Origin of the sequence: Sphingobium nicotianae (genome assembly GCF_018603885.1) — a bacterium.
GTDB classification, from domain to species: domain Bacteria; phylum Pseudomonadota; class Alphaproteobacteria; order Sphingomonadales; family Sphingomonadaceae; genus Sphingobium; species Sphingobium nicotianae.
Window position 1 is genome coordinate 108,650 of sequence record NZ_JAHGAW010000005.1, and the last position, 18,374, is coordinate 127,023.

18 protein-coding genes are annotated in these 18,374 nt (G+C 64.4%); 13 read left to right on the forward strand and 5 right to left on the reverse strand.

What is annotated here, in order from left to right; genetic code table 11:
- Window positions 1-57 precede the first annotated feature (57 nt).
- From ligK to KK488_RS08610, 5 genes are all read left to right on the forward strand, one after another.
- The gene (ligK, locus tag KK488_RS08590; RefSeq protein ID WP_214622753.1) at window positions 58-729 is read left to right on the forward strand and encodes a 4-carboxy-4-hydroxy-2-oxoadipate aldolase/oxaloacetate decarboxylase; all 672 of its coding nucleotides are present in this window, start codon (window positions 58-60) and stop codon (window positions 727-729) included.
- Complete coding sequence (locus tag KK488_RS08595; RefSeq protein ID WP_214622754.1) at window positions 722-1,780, forward strand: 4-oxalomesaconate tautomerase; 1,059 nt, start codon at window positions 722-724, stop codon at window positions 1,778-1,780. The genes ligK and KK488_RS08595 overlap by 8 nt, the downstream gene beginning before the upstream one ends.
- A 126-nt stretch (window positions 1,781-1,906) precedes the next feature.
- Window positions 1,907-2,788: an amidohydrolase family protein gene (locus tag KK488_RS08600; protein ID WP_214622755.1), complete on the forward strand. Its 882-nt coding sequence runs from the start codon at window positions 1,907-1,909 to the stop codon at window positions 2,786-2,788.
- 39 nt (window positions 2,789-2,827) lie between these two features.
- Window positions 2,828-4,327, forward strand: a complete 1,500-nt coding sequence (nov2, locus tag KK488_RS08605; protein ID WP_349356866.1) for a lignostilbene-alpha,beta-dioxygenase NOV2 — start codon at window positions 2,828-2,830, stop codon at window positions 4,325-4,327.
- Window positions 4,328-4,373: 46 nt separating this feature from the next.
- Window positions 4,374-5,405, forward strand: coding sequence for an SRPBCC family protein (locus KK488_RS08610; protein ID WP_214622756.1), 1,032 nt, complete (start codon window positions 4,374-4,376; stop codon window positions 5,403-5,405).
- Window positions 5,406-5,421: 16 nt separating this feature from the next.
- On the opposite strand, the gene KK488_RS08615 is transcribed toward KK488_RS08610, so the two are convergent.
- Entirely contained in the window at window positions 5,422-6,165 is a 744-nt protein-coding gene (locus tag KK488_RS08615; protein WP_214622757.1) for an SDR family oxidoreductase, read from the reverse strand.
- A 105-nt stretch (window positions 6,166-6,270) separates the two neighbouring features.
- Between KK488_RS08615 and KK488_RS08620 the strand changes: the two genes are divergently transcribed.
- Window positions 6,271-6,672 carry a winged helix-turn-helix transcriptional regulator gene (locus tag KK488_RS08620; protein ID WP_214622758.1) on the forward strand — a complete coding sequence of 134 codons (402 nt, stop codon included), beginning with the start codon at window positions 6,271-6,273 and terminating at the stop codon, window positions 6,670-6,672.
- 11 nt (window positions 6,673-6,683) lie between these two features.
- Here KK488_RS08620 and KK488_RS08625 read toward each other — a convergent pair whose 3' ends face one another.
- Entirely contained in the window at window positions 6,684-7,136 is a 453-nt protein-coding gene (locus KK488_RS08625) for a hypothetical protein (RefSeq protein WP_214622759.1), read from the reverse strand.
- 157 nt (window positions 7,137-7,293) lie between these two features.
- Here KK488_RS08625 and aqpZ point away from each other — a divergent pair, with 157 nt between their 5' ends.
- Window positions 7,294-8,010 (forward strand): aquaporin Z, encoded by a 717-nt coding sequence (aqpZ, locus tag KK488_RS08630; protein ID WP_214622760.1) that lies wholly within the window; start codon window positions 7,294-7,296, stop codon window positions 8,008-8,010.
- 15 nt (window positions 8,011-8,025) lie between these two features.
- Here aqpZ and KK488_RS08635 read toward each other — a convergent pair whose 3' ends face one another.
- From KK488_RS08635 to KK488_RS08645, 3 genes are all read right to left on the reverse strand, one after another.
- A complete protein-coding gene (locus KK488_RS08635) occupies window positions 8,026-8,433 on the reverse strand; it encodes a VOC family protein (RefSeq protein ID WP_214622761.1) in 408 nt (135 codons plus the stop codon).
- A 181-nt stretch (window positions 8,434-8,614) separates the two neighbouring features.
- Window positions 8,615-10,168: a tannase/feruloyl esterase family alpha/beta hydrolase gene (locus KK488_RS08640; protein ID WP_214622762.1), complete on the reverse strand. Its 1,554-nt coding sequence runs from the start codon at window positions 10,166-10,168 to the stop codon at window positions 8,615-8,617.
- 189 nt (window positions 10,169-10,357) lie between these two features.
- Window positions 10,358-11,281, reverse strand: coding sequence for an SDR family oxidoreductase (locus KK488_RS08645; protein WP_214622763.1), 924 nt, complete (start codon window positions 11,279-11,281; stop codon window positions 10,358-10,360).
- Between the two features lie 74 nt (window positions 11,282-11,355).
- On the opposite strand from KK488_RS08645, the gene KK488_RS08650 reads away from it, so the two are divergent.
- The 6 genes from KK488_RS08650 to KK488_RS08675 all read left to right on the forward strand — a co-directional run bounded on the left by KK488_RS08650 (window position 11,356) and on the right by KK488_RS08675 (window position 18,101).
- Window positions 11,356-12,084: a nuclear transport factor 2 family protein gene (locus KK488_RS08650; protein WP_214622764.1), complete on the forward strand. Its 729-nt coding sequence runs from the start codon at window positions 11,356-11,358 to the stop codon at window positions 12,082-12,084.
- 133 nt (window positions 12,085-12,217) lie between these two features.
- Window positions 12,218-12,670, forward strand: coding sequence for a nuclear transport factor 2 family protein (locus KK488_RS08655; protein WP_214622765.1), 453 nt, complete (start codon window positions 12,218-12,220; stop codon window positions 12,668-12,670).
- A 347-nt stretch (window positions 12,671-13,017) separates the two neighbouring features.
- Window positions 13,018-15,516: a TonB-dependent receptor gene (locus KK488_RS08660; protein WP_214622766.1), complete on the forward strand. Its 2,499-nt coding sequence runs from the start codon at window positions 13,018-13,020 to the stop codon at window positions 15,514-15,516.
- Window positions 15,517-15,709: 193 nt separating this feature from the next.
- Window positions 15,710-17,287 (forward strand): FAD-binding oxidoreductase, encoded by a 1,578-nt coding sequence (locus KK488_RS08665; protein WP_214622767.1) that lies wholly within the window; start codon window positions 15,710-15,712, stop codon window positions 17,285-17,287.
- Window positions 17,284-17,748, forward strand: coding sequence for a c-type cytochrome (locus tag KK488_RS08670; protein WP_214622768.1), 465 nt, complete (start codon window positions 17,284-17,286; stop codon window positions 17,746-17,748). The genes KK488_RS08665 and KK488_RS08670 overlap by 4 nt, the downstream gene beginning before the upstream one ends.
- A complete protein-coding gene (locus tag KK488_RS08675; protein ID WP_214622769.1) occupies window positions 17,745-18,101 on the forward strand; it encodes a twin-arginine translocation signal domain-containing protein in 357 nt (118 codons plus the stop codon). Before KK488_RS08670 ends, KK488_RS08675 begins: the two co-directional genes overlap by 4 nt.
- Window positions 18,102-18,374 lie beyond the last annotated feature (273 nt).

Consider the following 18,374-nt stretch of genomic DNA (forward strand, 5'->3'; position numbering starts at 1 on the left):
TCAATCGCTATGCTTGCCCCTATTTTAGGGGCAGTCAACGTTTCGAAGGAGAGCAGCATGGGTGTCGTCGTCCAGAATATCGAGCGGGCCGACCCGGCTGTCATCGATGGCCTCGCCGCCTGCGGCGTGGCGACGGTGCACGAGGCGCAGGGCCGCACCGGCCTGCTCGCTTCCTATATGCGCCCCATCTATCGCGGTGCGCGCATCGCCGGCAGTGCCGTCACGATCAGCGCGCCGCCGGGCGATAACTGGATGGTGCACGTCGCCATCGAGCAGCTGAAGGCCGGCGATATCCTGCTGCTGGCGCCGACCAGCCCCTGTGAGGATGGCTATTTCGGCGACCTGCTGGCGACCAGCGCTATTGCGCGTGGCTGCCGCGGCCTTGTGATCGACGCTGGCGTTCGCGATGTGCGCGACCTCACCGAGATGGGCTTCCCGGTCTGGTCCAAGGCGATCTTCGCGCAGGGCACGGTCAAGAACACGCTCGGCAGTGTGAATGTGCCGCTGGTCTGCGCCAGCGCCTTCGTCAATCCCGGCGACGTGATCGTGGCGGACGATGACGGCGTGTGCGTCGTGCCGCGCGCCAATGCCGCCAAAGTGCTGGAAGCCGCGCAGGCGCGCGAGGCGAACGAGGGCGACAAGCGCGAGAAGCTCGCGGCAGGCGTGCTCGGCCTCGACATGTACAAGATGCGCGAGCGGTTGGAGAAGGAAGGGCTGAAATATGTCTGACATGTCCGCACCAGCCATGTGGATGCGCGGCGGCACGTCCAAGGGCGCCTTCTTCCTCGCCGACGACCTGCCACAGGACATCGCCGAGCGCGATGCCTTCCTGCTGCGCGTCATGGGTTCGCCCGACGAGCGCCAGATCGATGGCATGGGCGGCGCCGATCCGCTGACAAGCAAGGTTGCGGTGGTCAAGCGGTCGCAGCGCGAGGGCGTCGACGTCGACTATCTGTTCCTGCAGGTGTTCGTCGACCAGCCGATCGTCACCGACAGTCAGAATTGCGGCAACATGCTCGCCGGCGTCGGCCCGTTCGCGATCGAGCGCGGCCTTATCGCGTCGCGCGGCGACGAGACGCGCATCGCGATCTTCATGGAAAATACCGAGCAGGTCGCCGTCGCTACCGTGCAGACACCGGGCGGCCAGGTCACTTACAAGGGCGATGCCTCGATCAGCGGCGTGCCCGGCACCGCCGCGCCGATCCCGCTCGCGTTCCGCGACACGGCCGGCTCGTCCTGCGGCGCGCTGCTGCCGACCGGCAACGGCGTCGACGAGATCGACGGGGTCAAGGTTACGATGATCGACAATGGCATGCCCTGCGTCGTGTTCCTGGCGTCCGATGTCGGGGTCACCGGCTATGAGGACCGCGAGACGCTCGACGCGAATAGCGAGATGAAGGCGAAGGTCGAGGCGATCCGCCTCAAGGCCGGTCCGCTCATGAACCTGGGTAACGTGAAAGAAAAGAGTGTCCCCAAGATGATGCTCGTCGCGGCGCCCAGGGAAGGCGGCGCGGTCGCGGTGCGCTCGCTGATCCCGCACCGGGTCCACGCTTCGATCGGCGTGCTCGGCGCGGTGAGCGTGGCGACTGCCTGCCTGATCGAGGGCTCTCCGGCGGCATCGGTGGCGGTGGTGCCGGAAGGCAGCAACAAGACCCTCGGCGTGGAGCACCCGACCGGCGTCACCGAATGCGTGGTGACGGTGGATGCGGACGGCAGGCCCATCGAAGCCGGCATGCTGCGCACCGCGCGCAAGCTGATGGACGGCGTGGTCTTTGGCTAACCGATCCTTGCGGTCCCCCGGCAAAGGCCGGCGTCCAGACTCGACGCAAAGCGCCGACCCGCGCTCTCGCGCGGCAATTCGTTAAGGGCTGGACCCCGGCCTTGGCCGGGGAACATGGAGTGATAAATGACCGAAGACCGCATCCTTTCCTGGCACAGCAACCCGTCCAAGCCGCGCTACACGCCGCCGCCGGGCGCGGTTGACGCGCATTGCCACGTGTTCGGTCCGATGGCGCAATTCCCGTTCAGCGCGAAGGCGAAATATCTGCCGCAAGACGCCGGGCCGGACAAGCTGTTTGCCCTGCGCGATCTTCTCGGCTTCGAGCGCAATGTCATCGTGCAGGCAAGCTGCCATGGCACCGACAATGCCGCGACGCTGCACGCCATCAAGGCCTCGGACGGCAAGGCGCGTGGCGTCGCGGTGGTCGATCCGGCCATCTCCGAGGAGGAACTGCATGCGATGCACGAGGGCGGCATGCGCGGCATCCGCTTCAATTTCCTCAAGCGCCTCGTCGATGACGCGCCGAAGGACAAGTTCATCGAAGTCGCCAAACGCCTGCCGGCCGGCTGGCATGTCGTCATCTATTTCGAGGCGGATATTCTCGAGGAGCTGCGCCCGTTCATGGATGCCATCCCGGTGCCCATCGTCGTCGATCATATGGGCCGGCCCGATGTGCGCCAGGGTCCGGATAGCCCGGATATGAGGGCTTTCCGCAAATTACTCGATTCGCGGCCGGACATCTGGTTCAAGGCCACCTGCCCGGACCGGCTGGAGGAGCCGAACGGACCGCCCTGGGACGATTTTGCTCGCGCTGTCGCGCCGCTCGTGGCAGATTATTCGGACAAAGTCATCTGGGGCACCGATTGGCCGCATCCGAACATGCAGGACGCGATCCCCGACGACGGGGCGATCGTGGACATGATTCCGCGCATCGCGCCGACGCCGGAATTGCAGCAGCGGATGCTCGTGACCAACCCGAAGCTTCTATATTGGCCTGAAGAAATTTGAACTGGGTCATAGCCAGGGGGGATTGAACCGCTCAGACTGGTGGCACAGAAACTGGAGAGTGCGATGCCATTTCCCGCCACCCTGGACTATATGGGCCTCAACAAGCCCGTCGGCCAGGAAGTCTCGATCAAAGGCCTGAAGCCCAGCGAGGGCACGATTCCCGCCGATGTCCGCGGCGCTTTCTTTCGCGCGGTGCCCGATCCGCAGTTCGAGCCCTTTTTCGTACCGGATACGGCTCTCTCCGATGACGGCATGATCAGCCGCGTGCTGTTCAACGAGGACGGCACGGTCGACTATGACATCAAATATGTCCAGACGCCGCGCTGGAAGGCGGAGCATGACGCCGGGAGGCGCCTCTTCGGCCGCTATCGCAATCCCTATACCAACGATCCGTCCGTCGAGGGCGTCGAGGGCACCGTCTCCAACACCACGCCGATCTGGCATGCCGGCACCTTGCTGATGACCAAGGAGGACGGGCCGGCGATGCGCATCGATCCGGCCACGCTCGACACGATCGGCGCCTATGATTTCGGCGGCGCGCTCAAGTCGAAGACGATGACTGCGCATGTCCGCGTCGATCCCGAGACGAAGGAAATGTTCGTCTATGGCTATGAGGCGGATGGCCTCTGCTCCAAGACCATGTCCTATTGGTGGACCGACGCGCAGGGCAAGCTCGTCAGGGAGCAATTCTTCGAGGCGCCCTTCTGCAGCCTCGTGCATGATTTCACGATCACGCAGGACCATGCCATTTTCCCGCTCCAGCCGACCACGGCCGATCTGGAGATCGTCAAGGACAAGGGGCCGCACTGGGTCCACAAGCCGGACCTCGAATATCATCTGGGCGTGATGCCGCGTTATGGCGACGTCTCGGACATCCGCTGGTTCAAGGGGCCCAAGGGCGTCTCCAGTTTCCACATGATGAATGCCTTCACGACGCCCGACGGCAAGGTCCATATGGATCATCACGTCACCGACACGATCGCCTTCCCGCATATCCAGGCGGACAGCGGCATCAACGTGCCTCCATCAATGCTGGGCGGCGGCTTCCAGCGCTGGACGGTGGACCTCAGCAGCGACAGCGACACGGTCGAGGTGACCCCGCTCGGCCCTCCCGGCGACATGCCCCGCATCGCCAAGAAGGACGAGGGCCGCAACTACTCGATCGGCTATTATTGCAGCATGGACCCGCAGATGAAGGGGCCGCCGGTAATGGGCGGCGTTGTCGGCGCGATGTTCTCGGCGCTGCTGCGCAAGGATTTCGTGACCGGCGCGATCAGCGGCTACAATCTCCCGCCCGCGCACGGCATGAGCGAGACAGTGCATGTCGCCTCGTCCGAGCCAGGCCATGAGGGCTGGCTGGTCGCGATCGTCGACCATGAACTCGGCCCCGACCGGTATGAGCATGCGGTCTGGATCTGGAACGCCGGCGATCTGCCCGCAGGCCCGGTAACGAAGATCCCGATCCCGACCCGCATGCGCCCGCAGGTCCATGGCTGGTGGGTGCCAATGGCGGAGTATCGGACAGCGACGGCGGCTTGAGCCACGCTGATCGGATGCTAACCAATGCCGCCTAGCGGGGGCATTCATGAGCGACGACGTCCAACCTGATTCGATCGAAGAAGGTCCCGCGCCCGGGAAGCCCCTGCGGCCGCTCTGGCAACGCATCGTCGCCGCGATCGGCATCGCGGCCCTCATGGGCCTTGGCGGCTACGCGCTCATCTCCGCCGTGGGCTCCGGTTCGGGCGCCCTGATCAGCTTCACTTTCCTGCTGATCCTGCCGGCGGCGATCTGCGGCCTTGTCTGCTGCGTCATCGATCCGCGCGGCCAGCGCAGCGGCGGTTTCTACCTGATGGTGCCGGTCTGGATCCTGCTCGCCGCCATCATATTGGGTGCAGTCGTCCTTCGCGAGGGCGTTATCTGCATCATCATGCTCACGCCGCTCTGGCTGATCAGCGGTGCGATCGGGGCGGGGCTGGGCTACCGGCTCACGCATCGGGCCACCCGCGAGAACCGAGCCTATTCGATGGCCCTGTTCGTGGCGCCGCTGGTCGCGATGCAGGTAGAGCCGATGATCCCCGTGCCGCAGACCTACGCGACCGTCACGCGGACCATTGTCGTGGCTGCGCCGCCGGAGCGCATCTGGCCGCTGTTGCGGGGCATACCCGATGTGCGTCCCGGCGAGGGGCGTTGGAACATCTCGCAGGATCTCATCGGCATTCCCCGGCCACTGGGCGCGCGGCTTCTTGGCCAAGGCGTGGGCGCCGAGCGCCTCGCCAACTGGGGCCATAATGTCCGCTTCCGCGAGCGGATCACGCAATGGCGCCCCGGTCGGCGGATCGGCTGGCGCTTCGTCTTCGACGATATTGCCGGTTGGGCCTATACTGACCGCCATCTCATGCCGGACAGCCGCTATTTCCGCGTCATGGATGGCGGCTATTCGCTCGACCGCATCGACGCGCACCGCACCCGGGTGACGATCGATACCCGCTACTGGATCCAGACACCGGTCAATGGCTATTCGAGGCTCTGGGGCGAGCTGCTCCTCGGCGATCTCGAGAATAATCTGCTGGCGCTGGTCAAGGCGCGCGCAGAAAGCGGGGCGCGGACGGCAAGCTAGCCCGCGCCCCGGTCGCTCAATGTCCCGCCAGGGCGGCGACCATCTGGTCGAACCGCCCGTCGCGCTCGGCGTTGCGCAGCGGCAGGACATTCTGGACCAGGATTTCGCTCGGCGTCGGCACTTGCTGGAACAGGTCCATCACCTCGGCGGCATAATCGTCGAGCGGCATATAGGCCTCGACCTCCGACTGGCCGGGGGTCAGCTCGGTGCGCACGCCCGGAGGTGCCAGCTCGATCACCTCCACCTTGCCGGCAAGCTGCGTGCGCAGCGACACCGTCCAGCTGTGCAGCGCCGCCTTGCTGGCCGAATAGCTCGGTGTGGAGGCGAGCGGCACGAAGGCGAGGCCGGAAGTGGTGTTGATGATCGCCGCATCCGCCTGAGCGGCGAGATGGCCGATGAAGGCATTGGTCAGGCGGATCGGCCCGAGCACGTTGGTGACCAGCGTCTCCTCGGCAATGGCTGTGTCGCCGCCGTGTGTCAGGTCCTCTCGCTTCATGATGCCGGCGTTGTTGATCAGCACGTTGATCTGCGGGAAGCGGGCGATGGCCTCCTTGGCGAACGCCGCGATGCTGCCCGCATCGCTCGCGTCGACCGTCAGCACATGCATGCGCGCGCGGCCTTGGGCGGTTTCCTCCAGCGTCGCGGTAGTGCGCCCCGCGACGATGACGGTGTTGCCCAAGTCATGGAAGCGCTGCGCCAGTTCGCGGCCGATGCCGGAGCCGCCGCCGGTGATGAGAATGGTGTTGCCGCTGATCTTCATGGTTCGTCTCCTTGAGGGGTATAGACGAGCGCCTATGTATCGCGTAACTTTCGAATCGAAAGAAGGCACTGAAAAGATTTATACTAACCAAAAAGAGAGTGTGAAATGGCGACCGATCCGCAGATGCGCAGCCCCGAGACCTATGGCGAGATCGATCCGCGCATCGAGGCGCTGGTCCACGACCTGATTGCCCAGGTCGCGGACAAATGGACGATGATCCTGATCGAGGTGCTGCACGATCATGGCGAGCAACGATTCACGCGTATCGCTGAAAAAGTGCCGGGCATCAGCCAGAAGATGCTGACCCAGACGCTGCGCCAGATGGAGCGCAACGGCCTCGTCGTGCGCACCATCCATCCAGTCGTCCCGCCCAAAGTCGAGTATCGGCTGACCGATCTCGGCGTCAGCCTGGGCGAGGCCTTCTGCGGGGTATGGACCTGGGCGGAGGATCATCTGGAGACGGTCGAGACCGCGCGGCGCGGCTTCGATGGGCGGGCGACGGCGTAACCCAGCCCGCCCTACAGCAGGAGCAGCGAAAGCGGGACGATCGTCCCCGCGACCAGCAGGATCACTGACGTGCGGCGCGTCGTGCGATTGACGAGCGCGATGGCCATGCCCAGCAGGGTGGAGATCATCAGGCCGATGGCGAGCAAAGCCACGAAGATCTTGAGCGGGAGCATCCATCCCTTTTTCGGCCCTGCCGGCTTGGGCGCTCCGGTCATCGGCGCCTGCGCCTTCCCATCCGGCGCGTGGCTCGCCTTTTCCGGTTTCGGCCGTGGCAGCGACTGGTCCTTGTGGACGCTGGCCATCCAGACGATCCAGCCGGGCGGCGGTCCGCCATAGCCCTTTTCCTCCTGCAGCCGGAACGTCTGCAGCGCGCCGCTCAGGCTGAACAGCAGGATCGCGGGCGCCAGGAACAGGCCGACATAATGGTGGAGCTGGCGCAGGCGCCGCATCGTTCTTGCATTCATGGCTGCGCAATATGACGGTCGTCCAAGCTTCGGCAAGTGCTCGCTTCAAGGTGTAAAATGCACAGCAGGTACGCCGGCATTCATTGCCCGATACCTGCGGGAGGCGTAGTTTCCCTGCGCCGGACGCGCGGTGTCCGGTGCGGTCCTGGGAGGGCTTATGCTTCGGAAACTTGGTGCGGAATTTATCGGCACGGCCTGGCTCGTGCTGGGCGGATGCGGTTCGGCGGTGTTGGCGGCGGCATTTCCCGGTCTCGGGATCGGCTTCGTCGGCGTGTCGCTGGCGTTCGGCCTGACGGTCGTCACCATGGCCTATGCGATCGGGCATGTCTCGGGCTGCCATCTCAATCCGGCGGTGTCGGTCGGCCTTTGGGCTGGCGGGCGCTTCAGCGCGAAGGAGTTGCCGGCCTATATCGCCGCGCAGGTGCTGGGCGGCATCGCTGGCGCGGCGCTGCTCTATCTTATCGCCAGCGGCAAGGCGGGCTTCGATCTGTCGGGCGGTTTCGCCAGCAACGGTTATGCCGAGCATTCGCCGGGCGGCTTCTCGCTGGCGGCGAGCTTCCTCTGCGAAGTGGCGATGACCTTCGCCTTCCTCTTCGTGATCATGGGCGCGACGCACGGATCGGCGCCGAAGGGCTTCGCACCGCTCGCGATCGGCCTGTGCCTCACGCTCATCCACCTGATCAGCATCCCGGTCACCAACACGTCGGTCAATCCGGCGCGTAGCACTGGGCCGGCGCTGCTGGTCGGCGGCTGGGCGATCCAGCAACTCTGGCTGTTCTGGCTCGCCCCACTCATCGGCGGCGCGCTCGGCGGCATCGTCTATCGCTGGATCAGCGCGGATCAGCCAGCCCCCGTCGCGGTGGCCGGGGACTGAGAGCGCTACCGGCGGTCAGTCCGGATCGGGCGCGCTGATCTCGACGCTGTCGGCCGACTTCCTGAACGGACCGTGATAGACGAACTCGATATTGTTGCCGTCGGGATCGAGCAGAAAAGCTGCATAATAGCCGGGATGATAATCCCGCTCGCCGGGCGCGCCGTTGTCCCGGCCCCCGGCGGCGAGGCCCGCCTTGTGGCCGGCGTCGACCATTTCGCGATCGACCGCCTGGAACGCGAGATGGATGCGCGAGCCTTGCTCGCCATGGTCGATCCACAGCTCGTCGGCTGCGAGATGATCGTCCGTCACCTGCGCTTCGATGCCGACCACGTCGAGCAGCGCCCTGTAGAAGCGCGCTGAAGCCGGGAAATCCGTCGCGCGGATATGGACATGATCGATCAGGCGGCCGCGATGCAATTTCATGGCGGAACTTCCAGGAGAGGTCTGCACGCAACGAGAGACAAGCGAGGCGGTTCCGTACCACCGCCCCGTTCCCGCGCTACCCGGTGCTCCTGCTTTCGCAGGAGCACTGATTGCTTCAATCCAAATGGAATAAACTCTCGGAGCCCCGGCCGTTCTGATGAGCCACCGGTCGGGTCTGCCTTTAACCTGCCGGCTTGCTGCAGGCGAAGCTTCCGGCGCGCTTCTCGTCGCCGCCCGTATAGCGCGCATAGCTCGGATAGGGGCAGAGCGGGCGCTGGTCGGGATCGGGGCCGCGCCGGCTGGCGGTGATCGCCTCGGGCGCCTTGCCGGTCTCGACCCAGTCGACCAGCGACGAGAGCATGTCGAACTGGTCGAAGCTGTTGCCGCCCGCACAGTGCAGCATGCCCGGCACCATGTAGAAGCGGCTGGCATCGGTGAACGCCTTGCCATTGTCCTTCGCCGCGCGCTCATAATAGTCCCAGGTCGCGAAGGGCGAGAACCAGAAGTCCGAGACGCCGTGATAGAAGATGATCTTCCCGCCGCGGTCGAGATAGGTGTTGAGGTTGGTCCAATAATTGGTGTCGGTCAGCCGCTGCTGCGCATTGTTGCGGATGTCGTGGATGCGCGCGTCAAGATCGATGCTGGTCGCCTGGCTCGGCGGGCCGAGCGGGCCGGGAATGCCGGAGGGCAGATAGCCCATCGGCGTCGCGACGATGCCGGTATCATAGGGCACCGGCGCATAGATCGGATAGCCCGCCTTGTCCTTCGGTCCCTTGAAGCCCTCGACCAGCGCGTTGACCTGCCCGGCGCTCAGGCACCCGTCCTGCTTGCCGCGCTTGCACTGAAGCAGCCTGGCATCGAAGCGGCACTGCGCCACGGCTTCGATCATGCCGTCCTTGAGGCCATCGATCCCGTCGCACTGCGCGAGCAGCCCGTCGAGGATGGTCTTGCGATCGGCTGCGGTCAGGACTTGAGCCAGAATGGGCTTGCCGTCCTTGTCCCGGGGCGCGGCCTGGTTGAACAGCACGGTGGTGAACTCGACGCCGAGATTGGAATCGCCCGTGCGCATCGCCGGAGCGCCGACGATGATGCCGTCGAACAGCTCGGGATAACGCTGCGAGGCGAGCATGCCTTCGCGCCCGCCGGTGGAGCAACCGGTCATGTAGCTGTGCGCGACCGGCCTGCCATAATAAGTGGCCGAAATCTGCTTGCCGAGCAGGGCGACGGTGCGGACCGAGGTTTCGGCGAAGTCGAGCGTCGCACGCTGGTCGGCCATGAAGCTGTTATCGAACACCGGTCCCTTATGGCCGCTGTCGTGCGAGAGCACCGCGAAGCCGCGCGCGAGGGCGGGAGTCCCACCCGCCGCGACCGGGCCGATCGGCGGCGCAACGCTGCCATTGAGGCCGCCGCCGCCCATCAGCAGGAAGCGGCCGTTCCAGTCGTCAGGCAGCGCCAGCGCGAAGCCGATGCCGTAGCGCTTGCCGTCCTTGCCAGTGCGGTCATTGATGATGCCTTCGACCTTGCAATGGCCGGGGAGGGGGATGGACTGCGCGGCCTGGCCCGGCGCGGCGGGCAGGGCCATCGGGCCGGCCGCGACATGCACGGCGGCGCTGATCCGGACGTCCGCCCCAAAGGCCTGGTTGGCGAGGGCGGTGCATTTGTCCTGGGCATGCGCGGCGCCCGGCAGAGCGGCCGTGCCGACGAGCAGGGCCAGAGCGATCAGTTTCTTCGGCATGTCTCTCTCCTATCCTTTATAAAGCCCCTCCCCTTCAGGGGAGGGGTTGGGGTGGGGAATGCTGCGTTGCAGATCGCTGCGCGACACCCACCCAGCATCAGGTAAATAGCGCCCCGTGCTATTTAGGTCATGCCGGGGGCATGACCGACCTGATGCTCCCTCCCTCGAAAGGGAGGGGTGATCAAGGCCTCACGTCAGATCATTGATCGAAATCTTCGCCCCTTCCAGCGCGGCCTTGTTCGCCGCCCGGCGCAGCCGCTCCACCTCCAGCCGCTCGGGTGGGGCGACCTCGTCCGGCAGCGCGGCGAGGCTGGTTTCGTAAATATCCTTGAAGTCCTCGGCGAACTCGGGATGCGTGAAGATCAGCCCGCGATTCTCGGTCATCCCTCGCAATATCTTCTCACCCGCCTCGAGCGGGTCCATGCCGTTGGCGAAGATCGAGGCGAAATTGTGCAGTTCCCCTTCATCGACCGGCGCGAAGCCGCTGCCCGCGAAACCCTCCGGCCGCTTGAGCGCGCTGAGCCCTGCGTCGGTCGCGACCAGCGCGGGACAGACGAGCGACACGCCGATACCATAAGGCACGAGATTGTAGCGCAGCGATTCCGTGAGGCCGCGCACCGCGAACTTGCTCGCCGTGTAGATGCCCGCCTGCGGCCCCGAGAGATAGGCGGCCATGCTGGCGACGTTGACGACATGGCCGCCTTCGCCGGTCGCCTTGATCTTGGGCAGGAAGGAGACGAGGCCGTTGACCACCCCGCCGAAATTCACCCCCATGATCCAGTCATAATCGGCATAGCTCGCCTCGTCGGTCGGGCCGAACACCGAGACGCCGGCATTGTTGACCAGCACATGGCATTTGTCGAAATGATCGATGACTTTGTCTGCGGCGACAGCGAAGGCGTCGCGGTCCGTGACGTCGAGCTTGATCCACAGCGGCACCTCGCGGCCGCGCTCCTCGAACCAGGATGTGCAGCGCGCGCGTTGCGCTTCGTCGCGGTAGGAGAGGGCCAGGCGCATGCCCGCATTGCTGAACGCGCGGGCGACGCCGAAGCCGATGCCCGTCCCCGCGCCGGTGATGAAGGCGACCTTGCCGGCCCAGTCCGCAGTGCTCACGATGACTTTTTCCTCTCGCTCAAGCCGATTTCCTTTGTTAGCGCCTCATACAACTTAGGAGAGAGGAGTCGAACATGTCTGACGTGGAAACCCGCCTGGCTGATCTGGAAAGGAAGGTCCAGGAGCTGGAGGATATCAACGCGATACGGCGGCTCCAATGGGCTTATGGCTATTATATCGATTATAACCGTCCGGAGGAGGTCGCGGGCCTTTTCGCCAGGGACGGCGTGGTCGTGTTCCTGTCCGGCGAATATGTCGGATATGAAGGGGTTATGCGCCTTTACGGCACCTGGTTCCAGAACCTCTTTACCGGCGGCAAGCGCGGCCCGATCCACGGCCTGCTGCTCGACCATTTCCAGCTGCAGGACGTCATCAGCATCGCGCCCGACGGGCAGACCGCCAAGGGGCGTTTCCGCGGCATCCTGGCAGGGGGCTGGCATGACGACGTGCTCAAGGACAAGCCCGCCGAAGTGCCGCAGCAATTCTGGGAGTCCGGCATCTACGAGAATGACTATGTCAAGGAAGACGGCGTCTGGAAGATCAAGCGGCTCGACTATATGATGCAGTGGCAGGGCGACTATGAGACGGGCTGGGCGCATACGGTCGCGCACCTCCAGCCCGCCGTCGTCTGCTATCCCGAAAACCCGGACGGCCCGGACCGCATCCTGCCCGAGAAGGAAGTGCGCCAGACCTGGCCGCACCGCTACGAGGTGCCGATGAGCTTCGCCCATCCGGTGCTCGGCAAGGCGTTTGCGGTCGAGAATTTCACGCCCATGATGACCAAGAAGGGGCGTCTGGGGTGAAGCGCCTGCGCAAGATTAGGTAGGCCGCGCGCCCTAACCGTCACCCCAGCGAAAGCTGGGGTCTCAGGCGGTGGGGGCGCGCTGCAGGCGAGACCCCAGCTTTCGCTGGGGTGACGAAGGGGAGGAAAGAGGAATGGCACCGAAATGGATCCTGGTCGCGTTCGCCCTGTCGGCCATCACCGCGCCAGCCCCCGCCGCGGACACCAAATGCGGCATGACCGCCGTCGAGATCGTCACCAAATTCAGCCAACTCTTCTTCGTCGAGAAGAAATGGCGCGAGGCGTTCATGACCTACGTCGCCGAGGATTATACGCAGCATAATCCCATGGCGCAGGACGGGCGCGAGGACGCGCTGCGGCATCTCGGCCCGATCTTCGATGCCAATCCGGACCTCAGGATCGAGATCAAGCAGATCTTCGGCGACGAGAGCCGCGTCGCGGTCCATTATCTCTCGGTGATGAAGCCGGGTGCGCGGGGCTCCGCCGCGGTGGACATGTTCCGCGTCAAGGATTGCAAGATCGTCGAGCATTGGGACGTGATCCAGCCGATGCCGGTGAAATCAGCGAATCCGCATCCGATGTTCTGAGCTGGACTGACGCCACCCCCGGGGACGGCGAGGTCGCGATATACGACCGGATGGACCTCCCGACCGAGCGCGAGGCCATCTTGATGCAGCATCATGCCCAGCAGGCATTTCGCTTACCGCAATAGCTATGCAGGATAGCTATATAGGTAGGAATTGATGCATTTGTCCCACAGTGAATGATGGAAAAATGCTTCTTATCCGGTGCTGATCGCACATAACGTTGATCATGTCCGATTTGCCCGGCTATAGCATGCGGGCGGCATGAATCGTGGGACGCGGCTGGCGTCATAAAATCCGGACATGCGGCGAACGAGAACAAGGCGTTATCCAGGAGAGGAGCCCTTCGCATGAATCCCAAGAGCATTTCTGCCCGCAGTTTCCTGTGCGCGGCGTCGATGTCGGCGCTCGCGCTCGGCCATGCCGCGCCATCATTTGCGCAGCAGGCGCCCGCCGATGATCAGGCGGCGGCCACCAGCGCGGACGACACGAACCGCGACATCGTCGTCACCGCCCAGTTCCGCTCGCAGCGCCTGCAGGATACGCCACTCGCGATCACAGCCGTGGACGCCGCGACGCTTGAGGCGAAGAGCCAGACCAACCTGGCGCAGGTCGGCGATTCCGCGCCAAACGTGAGCCTCAAGCCGCAAGGTGCCTCGTTCGGTCCTTCCGTCGCGGTCTCCATCCGCGGCATCGGCCAGGGCGACTTCAACCCCGCCTATGAGCCGGGCGTCGGCATTTATATCGACGATGTCTATTATCCCCAGCTGATCGGCGCCGTGTTCGATCTGCTCGATCTCGACCGGGTCGAGATTCTGCGCGGCCCGCAGGGCACGCTGTCGGGCCGCAATTCGGAAGGCGGCTCGATCAAGATGTTCTCCAAGAAGCCGTCGGGTGAGAATAGCGGCTTTCTGGAAGGCACGTTCGGCAGCCGTCAGCGCATCGGCCTTCGCGGTGGCATCAACTACCAGCTCACCGACAGCCTGTCCGGCCGTATCTCCGGGGTTTACAAGCATCAGAACGGCTATGTCGATCAGCTCGATTTCGGCTGCGTCTATCCGGCGGGCGGCCCGGCGACGTTCAAGGCGAATGACGGAACCACAAAGCAGGTGAATCCCACCGGCGGCATTCCCGCTCTCCAGCCGGCCGGCAGTTGCCGCATCGCGCGCCTTGGCGAGGTTGGCTATCAGGCCATTCGCAGCGCCCTGCGCTACAATCCGTCCAGCGACATCGATATCAACTTCACCGCCGAATATGTTCATGACGAGCATACCGCGGCCGGCGAAGTACTCGCCGCGACGGATCTGATCAACAATGGCAACACGAACATCGGCGGCGTGCCGTACGACAATCGCTTCATCTGCGGCAAATTCTGCAACTTCTCGTCTTACTCCTCACCGGCGATAACCTACCAGGGTGTTGCCGTGCCCCCGGGCGGCGTGCCGCTGCTGGCGACGCAGCGCAGCAATCGCAGCAGCTATGACGGCTATAACCTGGCGATGAACGCGCATTTCGCGCTCAATGACATGTTCAGCATCGACAATATCCTGGCCTATCAGCACTGGATATCGGACTTCGGCGTCGACGACGATCTTTCGCCGATCGCGCTGTCGGGCGGTTCCAACCATCTGACCCACTATAACTGGAGCGAGGAGCTGCGGCTCAACGTCAAGGTGAACGAGGCGATCGGGCTGGTGCTCGGCGGTTATTACTTCAAGCAGCAGACCAATTATTTTTCCTATCAGGACCTGCGCTACATCAACACCAGCAACGGCACCTATGCGGCGCCCGGGCTCGGCGTCTTCCCCCTGCAGTTCGTTCAGCCCGACCAGACTCCCGCCGACGCAAAGGCGCTGTTCGCCAATGCCAGCTGGGAAATCGTTCCCAATCTGACTTTCAACGGCGGCGTGCGTTACACCGAGGAGAGCAAGCAGTATCGCTACGCCCGCCTGTACCCGAATGGCGGCATCAATCCATTCCTCGATCCGGTCGGCGCGGCGAACGGTGCCGGTGCCCCCGGCGCGTTGACCGGCTTGGTCGCCAATTATGAAGGCAGCCGGTGGGACTGGCGCGCGGCGATCGACTATCGTTTTTCACCCGAGCTGATGGCCTATGCCAGCTACTCGACCGGCTTCAAGGGCGGTGGCACCAATCCGCGGCCATTCTATGCCAGCCAGGCGATCAGCTTCAATCCGGAGGTGCTGACCAACTATGAAGCGGGCATCAAGTCGGACCTGTTCGGTCGCAAGCTGCGGCTCAACCTGACCGCCTTCTACGGCAAGCTCAAGAATGCGCAGATCGGCGTGTCGGTCTGCCCGGACGGCACGACGCCGTGCGCCGCGCTCGTCAACGCGGGCGATGCGGAGGAGAAGGGCTTCGAGGTGGAAACGACGCTGCGGCCGGTTCAGGGCCTGAGCATCGACGGATCGCTGAGCTATATCGACTTCAAATATACGCGGCTCTCGCCCGCTGTGACCACGACGGCGCTGACCGATCCTCGTGCTGGCCTGCCGACCTGGAAGTGGACGCTCGGCGCCCAGTATGAGCTTCCGGTCGACAATATCGGCTCGTTCACGGCGCGCGTGGACGCCAATTATCAGGACAAGACCTATACCGGCAGCAAATATCTGACCGTGCCGCAATATATCGGCGCTTACACGGTCGTGAACGCCCGGCTGACCTGGCGCAATCCTGCTCGTGACCTGTCGGCCTCGCTCGAAGTGACCAACCTGGGCGACGAATATTATTACGTCACCCTGTTCGATCTTCGCGGCGCTGGCGCCGGTCTCGACAAGGCACAGCCGGGCCGTCCGCGCGAATGGGCGGTGACGATCAAGAAGAACTTCTGATCATATCGGAAAAAGGGGAGGGCGGCGTCGCGGCGTCGCCCTTCTTGGTATCACGACCAGCCGATCCGGGCCGGGCAGCGCCAGGCCAGGACCAGCTGGTCGCATCGGCGCCCCGTCTGGAAGCCCTGTTGGCACGGCGCCGGCCGTGCGCTAGCAATTGATCGAGTCCAAAGGACCGTCAGGAGAGAGATTGATGCAGCTTACATTGCCGCCCGGCCTGTCGCCGCAAGCGTTCGATGCCGCGGTGAAGGCGCTGCAGGGTGCCGTCGGCGCCGGCTGGGTGATGACCACCGACGAAGATCGCGACGCCTATGCGGACATCTATGCGCCGGGGCCCGAGACGCTCTGGGGCGCGTCAGGCGCGGTGGCCCCGCAGACCGTGGAGGAAATCCAGGCGATCGTGCGCATCGCCAACGAGCACAAGCTGCCGCTCTGGACCGTCTCGCGCGGCAAGAATCTGGGCTATGGCACCGCCGCCCCACGCATGCCGGGCTGCATGGTCCTCGACCTTGGCCGCATGGACAAGATCATCGAGCTCGATCCCGAGCTTGGCTATTGCGTGCTCGAGCCGGGCGTCGGCTTCATCGATCTTTACGAGCGCATCCAGCAGGACAAGCTTCCGCTCATGATGTCGGTCCCCGGTAATGGCTGGGGATCGGTGCTCGGCAATGCGCTGGAGCATGGCATCGGCTACACGCCCTATGGCCTCAACGCCAAGAATCTCTGCGGGCTGGAAGTGGTGCTGGGCACGGGCGATCTGGTCCGCACCGGCATCGGCGCGATGGAGAAGAACCAGGCGTGGAACCTCTTCCCGTTCGGCTACGGCCCGACCTGGGATCTCATGTTCAGCCAATCCAATTTCGGTATCGTCACCAAGGCGGGCATGTGGCTGATGCCCGAGCCGGAGACCTCGCTGGAGCTCAATCTCGATATTCCCAAGGCCGAGGATATCGGCTGGGTGGTCGACACGCTGACCCCGCTCAAGCTGCACGGCATTATCGACCAGTCGATCTTCATCCCGAGCTGGCTCGGCAAGATGGTGATCCTGGGTCAGCGCCAGGACTTCTGGGACAAGCCGAGCGCCATCCCGGAGTGGCGCGTGCAGGAGCTGCTCAAGGAGCACAAGCTCGGCTACTGGAAAGTTCAGATCCGTCTTTACGGCGACGAGACCGTTAACAAGGCCAAGGCGGAAATCGTCAAGGCGGCCTTCAAGAAGCATATCGACACGCCGATGCAGGAAGTCTGGTGGCGCCGCGGGGACCCGACCAACGTCATGGACCTGACACTCGGGGTGCCGTCAGCCGTGCCGCTGCAGATGGGCAACTGGGTCGGCGGCAAGGCCGCGCATATGGGCTTCTCGCCGGTGGTGCCGGCGACCGGCAAGCATGTGCTCGATCAGATGACGCGCAGCCGCAAGATCATCGATGCGCATGATGTCGATTTCTATGCCAGCTTCACGATCGGCGGGCGCTTCTGCAACAATGTGAACATGCTGATGTACGACCGCGACAAGCCGGAGCAGGTCGAGGGCATCAAGAAGCTGTTCAACGCACTGATCGCCGACGCGGCCGCCAATGGCTATGCCGAATATCGCACCCATCTCGGCTGGATGGACGCCATCTCCGACACGTTCAACTTCAACGATCATGCCCTGCGCAGGATGAACGAGAAGGTGAAGGACGTGCTCGATCCCAACGGCATATTGTCGCCCGGGAAGCAGGGCATCTGGCCGACGGCCTATGCCGCCCAGCGCGGGAAGAACCTCGCATGAGCCGCGCCAAGCCACTGAGCCAGATGCTGGGTCTTGGCCTCGCCCTCGTCGCCGCGCTCGCCGCCTCGGGCTGCAAGCTGGTCGACACCGACAACAAGGCGGCCGCGCAGGGCGGTCCTCCGGCGGGCGGCCCGCCGCCACCGCCGCCCTATCAGATGCGCGCCAAGATCGAGGCGGGCGACCGCCTGCACACGAGCGTCACCGGCGCCGATCTCTTCTCGCACCGCTGCGGCGCCTGTCACCTCACCTGGGGCATGGGGACCAACCTGCTCACCGCCCAGCAGGTCGCGGCGGGCAAGACGCCCGACAAGGGCCTGCTCGCCAACCGTGACGATCTCACCGCCGACTATGTCAAATCGGTCGTGCGCATGGGCAAGGGCGCCATGCCGCGCCAGACCAGGGTCGATGTCACGGACTCCGAGCTGGACAAGATCGCGGCCTATCTGGGGAAGGGCAAATGAGCGTCTCGCGCAGGCAGGTGCTCGGCGGCGCGGCTGTCCTCGGCGCGGCAGGCGCGATCGGCGTGCAGCGGATGACGGGGCCGGGCAAGGTCGCACACGTCGTCCTCTTCGACAGCCGCAAGCCCGCCAGCCTCGCCTTCGCCCGCACCCGCGCCGGCAAGCGCCAGCTCGACCTCGCGCACACGGCAAACTGGTCGGCGATCCGGACGATCGACCGCAAGGGCGCGGTCGCCGGCATGACGAGCTGGAACGACTATGTGTCGGCGCGCCAGTGGCTGGAAGAGCGCGGCCTGCGGGTGCAGAGCGAGCGGCACGACAAGACGCATGACCTCATTGAATGGGTCATGGCGTAAAGCGTTCGCTCTCATCCCAGCCGTTCGGTTCGAGCGGCCGTCGAGCGAAGTCGAGACGGCTGTCGAGAACGTCGCCATCGGGCGGACTTCTCGACCCCGGTTCTCGACTTCGCTCGAACCTCCGCTCGAAGCGAACGGTGAGGGGAGGGGGAAGACGGAAGGTCACTGCTGCGCAAAACACCCCAAAACAATGCGCAAATTGACTATGTCCAGATGATCTTTCTCGCCTATGAGATAGGCAAGGATCCCGGGCGGGGACTCCATCCGAACGAG